Source organism: Pararhizobium mangrovi (genome assembly GCF_006516965.1).
GTDB classification, from domain to species: domain Bacteria; phylum Pseudomonadota; class Alphaproteobacteria; order Rhizobiales; family Rhizobiaceae; genus Pararhizobium_B; species Pararhizobium_B mangrovi.
On sequence record NZ_VHLH01000031.1, the window covers coordinates 41,638 to 47,926 of the forward strand.

The window sequence follows — 6,289 nt, forward strand, 5'->3', positions numbered from 1 at the left end:
GGATGGCCTGCGCATGCTTCTTCGCGGCGTTGGACGAACCCGTTATACTTGCGCCATGGATCTCTCAAGCACCGTCGGTGGCGGCCATTCGCGCCTCGCCGCCTCCAGCCATGACCCGGCGCTCTACGCCGACCCATACCGCACCTATGCGGCGATACACCGGGCGGGTGGCACCGTCTTCTGGGAAGATCTCGGCCATTGGTGCTTCGCCGGCCACGCACGCGTGAACGATCTGCTGCGCGACCGACGCTTCGGCCGACAGATCCTGCATATCGCCACGCGCGAAGAACTCGGGATGGCGCCGCCGGCCTCGCACGTGAAGGATTTCGATGCCGCGGAAGCCCATTCCCTGCTCGAACTCGAGCCGCCGGCCCATACGCGCCTGCGCACCCTCGTCAATCGCGCCTTCGTCTCGCGAAAGGTGGAAGGCATGCGCAGCGAGATCGAAGCCCTTGCCCATAACCTGATCGACAGCTTCGAAAGCGACGGGGAAGTCGAGCTTCTTTCGCGTTTCGGCGAGGTACTGCCCGTCACCGTCATCGCCTGGATGCTGGGCTTGCCCGCCACGGATGGCCCGAAGCTTCTCGCATGGTCGCACGCCATGGTGCGCATGTACCTGTTCGAGCGCACGCGCGAGGACGAAGTGGCGGCGAACACGGCGAGCCGCGCGTTCACAACGTACCTTCTCGAAAGGATCGCGGAGAAGCGCCGTCGGCCGGGTGACGACCTGCTGACGCACATGATCACCGCCGAACGCGGCGGGGAACGGTTGAGCGACGCCGAATGCGTCTCGACGGCGATCCTGCTTCTGAACGCCGGCCACGAGGCGACCGTCCATCAGATCGGCAACGCCGTACGGACGATCCTCGAATCGGATCGGGACGCGACGACGCTCTTTCGAACCGCCGAGCGGACCGCCGCGACGGTCGAGGAATGCCTGCGTTTCGACCCGCCGCTCCATCTGTTCATGCGGCACGTGCTGGCGGATTGCGAGATCGACCGCATCGCGTTGAAGAAGGGCGAGCGGATCGGCCTGTTTCTCGCAGCCGCCAACCGCGATCCCGTACATTTCGAAGAGCCGGACCGCTTCGATCCCGACCGCACGCGCAAGGACCATCTTTCCTTCGGTGCCGGCTTGCATTTCTGCCTCGGCGCGCCGCTCGCGAGGCTGGAACTTCAGATCGCCCTGCCCGCACTCTTCGCGCGCCTGCCCGGTCTTCGCCTCGCCCAAAAGCCCCAGGTCGCCGACACGTTCCATTTCCACGGGCTCGAGCGGCTGGACCTTTTCTGGTGAACGGCGCTCAGCCCTGCTGCTGGCCGGCCCTTCGCTGACGCCAGCGCGACCAGCGAACCGCGAACTTGCGGCGATGCCGGCGCACGAAGGCGAAGTCCTGCGAGAGGATCAGGAGGCCGAGCGGCAGCATCCAGATGCCGAGCACTGGTAGGAAGGAAAAAATACCGCCGAGCACGAACAGGCAGCCGACACTGATCCGCGCGAACCGGTTCTTCGGCAGGCTGATGGTTCGCCCGGCAATCGAAAGACTGCTCGTGCCCGGGTGGTAGGCGAAGAATTTGGCGTTCTGACGGGAAGGCATCGGAAAATTGGGAAACCGGATTTTTGACGCACCAACGGTGCGAAGACATCATGGAGGCCACACCTCAATGAAGGTTTCTCTAAGGCGCGACAAGCGAAAGGAAGTTTTTTGGACGAAACGGCTTGGAAGGCGGAAACACGTTTGCTATAGCGCGCCCAACTGCGAATGCGCAGGTGTTCCCCGGTAGCTCAGTGGTAGAGCGCTCGACTGTTAATCGATCGGTCGCTGGTTCGAATCCGGCCCGGGGAGCCACTTTCTTCTTTTCGTACATTCCCGATTTCTAGAGACCGTTTCGATTACGTACGGACGACGACGAAGTGCGCCCCGTGCGCTGCTTGCGCATGGCTGCGACACCAGGCCACGGTGCGGGCGCGGCGCGCCGGGAACCTTCGCTCGTCCTGCCTGTTCCGGGACTGGCTAAACAGGAACGAAACGTCATGAGCAACGAGAAGCTGCGCCGGCAGATCGGCGAAAAGCTCGATGAACTTCCTCGCGAGGCTCATCCCGTGGATGTCGGCACCATTGCCGGCAGTATCGATCTCGACGAATCCGGCGTCCCGGAGAACGAGGTGCACGAGATCATCGCCGAGGAGGCAGCAAAGCGGAACATTCCCGTCGGAAAGGCATCGGGTTGAACCGGATCCGCATGCCGCCGCGGGCAAGGCTCGCGAGCGCCGGGAAGGACCGTCGATTGATCCACCTTTCGATTTAGCTCCGAAACCGTCCAACATCGTGTTCCCATCTCATATCCAGATAATTATCACGCTTCCGTGAGCGGAAAGGTCATATGCGGCCTTGCGCGGTATATGTCGCGCTGAAACCATCGCTTCGTCGCCCTCGTATCCGGACCATCGGAATGGCGAGAACGGCGGCGTCGGAATGCGACACGAGAAAGGAAGCATGGGACACGGTGTGCACACCGCACTCGGATCGGGGGGACGGATCTTCTCACCGGCATCGCTGAACGATCGCGCAGGGGCATTCACCGGATGAGTGCGGCCCCACCGTTCGCACGTTCCGGCGGAGCCAAGCGTATCGCCGTCGTCGGCTCCGGCATCTCCGGCGCCAGCGCCGCATGGGCGCTTCGCGATGTTCACGACGTGACGCTCTACGAATCGCGAGCTCGGCCAGGCGGCCACACGGCGACGGTCGAGGTCGACTACGACGGAACGCCGATCGCCGTCGATACGGGCTTCATCGTCTACAACGAGGCGAACTACCCCAACCTTACCGCGCTCTTCTCCCATCTCGGCGTCGGCACGCATGCGAGCGATATGAGCTTTTCGCTGTCGATCGACCATGGCCGCATGGAATGGTGCGGCAACGGCCTCGGGGGGCTCTTCGCACAGAAGAGCAATCTCCTGCGTCCGCGCTTCCTGCGCATGGTCGCCGACGTCGTTCGCTTCAATCGGCAGTGCCTTGCCGATCGTCGTTCGGGCCGACTTGCGGGCAAGTCGGTGGGCGACTATCTCGCCGACCGCCGGTTTTCGAAGAGCTTTGCCGAGCTTTACCTCGCCCCGATGGCCGCGGCGATCTGGTCGACGCCATCCGAGAACATTCTCGACTTTTCGGCCGAACAGTTGGTCACGTTTTTCGACAATCACCGGCTGATCTACGCGCGACAGCAGGACTGGCGCACCGTGACGGGCGGCAGCCGGCGCTATCTCGACCGGCTGCTCGCTCCGCTCGGATCGCGCGTGAAGCTCGGCCGTGGCGTCCTTTCTATCCGCAGACGGGACGGCGAGGTCAGCATTCTCGACGACACGGGCACCGAAACGGTGTTCGACCGCGTCATTCTCGCCACCCATTCGGATCAGGCGCTGGGTGTCCTCGAAGAGCCGACGCCGGAAGAACGGGCGATCCTTTCCGCCATTCCCTACAGCGCGAACCGCGTCGTCCTGCACCGCGATCCGGCGTTCATGCCGAAGCGCCGGCGCGCATGGTCGTCGTGGAACTACCATCGCTCGCACGCCGGCCCCGGCGATGCCGCCGTCTCCGTCACCTACTGGATGAACCGGCTGCAGGACATCGATCCGGCCTGTCCACTCTTCGTCACGCTCAACCCCGAGCGCGAACCGGCCGAAGGGTCCGTCTTCGGCGAGTTCTCCTATGCCCACCCCCAGTTCGCCGGCGAGGCGATGGCCGTGCAGGCGCGGCTCGAAGCGATCCAGGGGCTGAATGGAACCTTCTTCGCCGGCGCGTGGACCGGATACGGATTTCACGAGGACGGGCTCGTCTCCGGGCTCGCCGCCGCCGAGGCGCTCGGCGGCGTCATCCCCTGGCGCATCGGCAAAGACGAGCCGGAGCCCGCCCTACCCGCGGCGGCGGAATAGCGATCATGACCGTTCGCCCCGCCATGGAAACGCTCCGGCCGGCACGCGCCCGACCGCACCGCCTGCCGCCGCTCGCCCTGTACAGTGGCAAGGTCATGCATGCGCGACTGAAGCCGGTCGCCCACCGCTTCACCTACGCCGTCTTCTCGATGGTCGTGGATATCGACCGGCTGGCCGAAGCCGGGAAAAGCTGTCGCCTTCTTTCCGTGGACCGTGCCAACGTCCTGAGCTTTCATGCGGCCGATCATGTTGATGGCGGACATGCGACGCTGCGCGCCTACGTCGAAAGCCTGCTCAACCAGGCGGGTCTTGCGGGAAAGGCGCGGCGGGTGCTTCTCGCCTGCTATCCGCGCGTGCTCGGCTACGTGTTCAACCCGCTTTCGATCTATTACGCCTACGACGCCGAGGATCGACCGATCGCGCTGATCTATGCCGTGCGCAACACCTTCGGCGAACGCCACACCTATGTATGCCCGATCGCCGAGGGCGAGCAGACCGCTGCCGGTATTCGCCAGCGCTGCGACAAGGGCTTCCACGTCTCGCCGTTCGTTCCAATGGCGATGCGATACCATTTCCGCATCGGCGAGCCGGCCGAAGCGCTGCGCTGGCGGATCCTCGAGACCGATGCGCAGGGCCCCCTCCTCTCGGCGACCTACAGCGCCCGGCGGCTGCCACTGAACGACCGGACGGTCCTCGGTCTGCTCGCGCACATGCCGGCAATGACCTGGAAGGTGATCGCCGGCATCCACATCGAGGCGTTCCGGCTTTGGGCGAAAGGCGCGCGCTACATTCCGCGGCCGGATCCGCCGGCGCCGGTCAGCGTTCACCGCGCGGGAATACGTCTGGACGGGGACGACAGGGAAGGTGACGCCGAATGGCGCATACACGGAGCGACGAGATGAACGCATTCGCCGGTCCAGCGGACTTCGTACAGGCGGCCGAACCGCTCTGTGGCAAAACGATTGCCGAACAGGTGCGCGGCCTGCCGCTGCGCGCCCGCTTCGTGCTGAAGCGGCTGGTGCACATGCGCCGCGGCTCGCTCGTCGTCGCCACGCCCGAGGGGCGCGTTTTCCGTATCGAGGGGGCCGAACCCGGCCCCGCCGCAGCGGTGAGGCTCGCCAACTGGAACCTGCCGCGCCGTGCGCTTGCCGGCGGAACCGTGGGCGTTGCCGAATCCTACATCGACGGCGATTGGGAAAGCCCGGACGTCGCCGTCTTCCTGCAGCTCTTCCTCGCCAATGCCGATCTCGCCGCCGACATGGGCGGCAGGGCCGGCGGCGTGGTTCGGCTCGTCTCGCGTCTGCGCCACTGGCTGAACGCCAACACCCGCGCCGGCTCACGCAAGAACATCGCCGCGCACTACGACCTCGGCAACGCCTTCTACGAGCAATGGCTCGATTCCACGATGTCGTATTCCGCGGCGCTCTATTCGAACGGGGCCAACGATCTGGCGAGCGCGCAGCACGCCAAGTATCGTGCGCTCGCGACCGCCATGGGCATCGAGCCCGGCGACCACGTGCTGGAGATCGGCTGCGGCTGGGGCGGCTTCGCAGAATACGCCGCACGGGAGATCGGCTGCCGCGTCACCGGCCTGACGATCAGCAGGGAACAGCACGATTTCGCGCGTGCACGGCTCGCCGAAGCGGGTCTCGGCGAACGCACGGAGATCGCCTTTCGCGATTACCGGGACGAGACCGGCCGCTACGACCACGTGGTGTCGATCGAGATGTTCGAGGCCGTCGGCGAGAAATACTGGTCGACCTATTTCGACCGCGTCCGCCGCTGCCTGAAGCCGGGCGGAAAGGCCGGCCTTCAGGTCATCACCATCAACGACGCCGCCTTCGAGCGGTACCGGTCCAATCCGGACTTCATCCAGCGCTATGTCTTTCCGGGCGGCATGCTGCCGACGATGCGTCACCTGCGCGACGTCGCGGCGCGAAGCGAACTGAACCTAACTGCCGAGCACGCCTTCGGCGGCGACTATGCCCGCACGCTCGTCGAGTGGCGCGATCGCTTTTGGCGCGCCTGGTCGACGATCCGCCCTCTCGGCTTCGACGAGCGCTTCCGGCGCATGTGGGAATTCTACCTGCAGTACTGCGAGGCCGGATTCCGCGCGCGCCATATCGACGTGAGGCAAGTCGTCTACGAATAGCGGTACCCTGCCCTTCGATCGTACCATGGGCATCTCTTCGTTCCGCCGATAAAACGCTGTCGGCAGGGATTTCGGTGCACGGAGCGATACCGGAAGGCTGGCCAAGACTTCCGTTCGCCTTAGATGTGGAGCCTCAACAGGTTGTCCTGATCGAGACCGAGGCGGCTGATGGGCACGGTGTCGTTTATCCCGCCATGGGGACGGTGCCA

General features: G+C 64.9%; 6 protein-coding genes and 1 tRNA gene. 6 read left to right on the plus strand and 1 reads right to left on the minus strand.

Annotation, left to right across the window (positions count from 1 at the left end; translation table 11 throughout):
• Positions 1-55 precede the first annotated feature (55 nt).
• Positions 56-1,294 (plus strand): cytochrome P450, encoded by a 1,239-nt coding sequence (locus FJU11_RS15135; protein ID WP_141167916.1) that lies wholly within the window; start codon positions 56-58, stop codon positions 1,292-1,294.
• A gap of 7 nt (positions 1,295-1,301) precedes the next feature.
• Here the strand turns inward: FJU11_RS15135 and FJU11_RS15140 are convergent, their stop codons facing one another.
• Complete coding sequence (locus FJU11_RS15140; RefSeq protein ID WP_141167917.1) at positions 1,302-1,595, minus strand: hypothetical protein; 294 nt, start codon at positions 1,593-1,595, stop codon at positions 1,302-1,304.
• A gap of 177 nt (positions 1,596-1,772) precedes the next feature.
• On the opposite strand from FJU11_RS15140, the gene FJU11_RS15145 reads away from it, so the two are divergent.
• The 5 genes from FJU11_RS15145 (at position 1,773) to FJU11_RS15165 (ending at position 6,080) form a co-directional block, all read left to right on the plus strand.
• Positions 1,773-1,847, plus strand: a tRNA-Asn gene (locus tag FJU11_RS15145).
• Positions 1,848-2,032: 185 nt separating this feature from the next.
• Positions 2,033-2,230, plus strand: a complete 198-nt coding sequence (locus FJU11_RS15150) for a hypothetical protein (RefSeq protein WP_141167918.1) — start codon at positions 2,033-2,035, stop codon at positions 2,228-2,230.
• Between the two features lie 354 nt (positions 2,231-2,584).
• Complete coding sequence (locus FJU11_RS15155) at positions 2,585-3,928, plus strand: NAD(P)/FAD-dependent oxidoreductase (protein ID WP_141167919.1); 1,344 nt, start codon at positions 2,585-2,587, stop codon at positions 3,926-3,928.
• A 5-nt stretch (positions 3,929-3,933) separates the two neighbouring features.
• The gene (locus FJU11_RS15160) at positions 3,934-4,830 is read left to right on the plus strand and encodes a DUF1365 domain-containing protein (protein ID WP_235891051.1); all 897 of its coding nucleotides are present in this window, start codon (positions 3,934-3,936) and stop codon (positions 4,828-4,830) included.
• The gene (locus FJU11_RS15165; RefSeq protein WP_141167920.1) at positions 4,827-6,080 is read left to right on the plus strand and encodes an SAM-dependent methyltransferase; all 1,254 of its coding nucleotides are present in this window, start codon (positions 4,827-4,829) and stop codon (positions 6,078-6,080) included. Before FJU11_RS15160 ends, FJU11_RS15165 begins: the two co-directional genes overlap by 4 nt.
• Positions 6,081-6,289 lie beyond the last annotated feature (209 nt).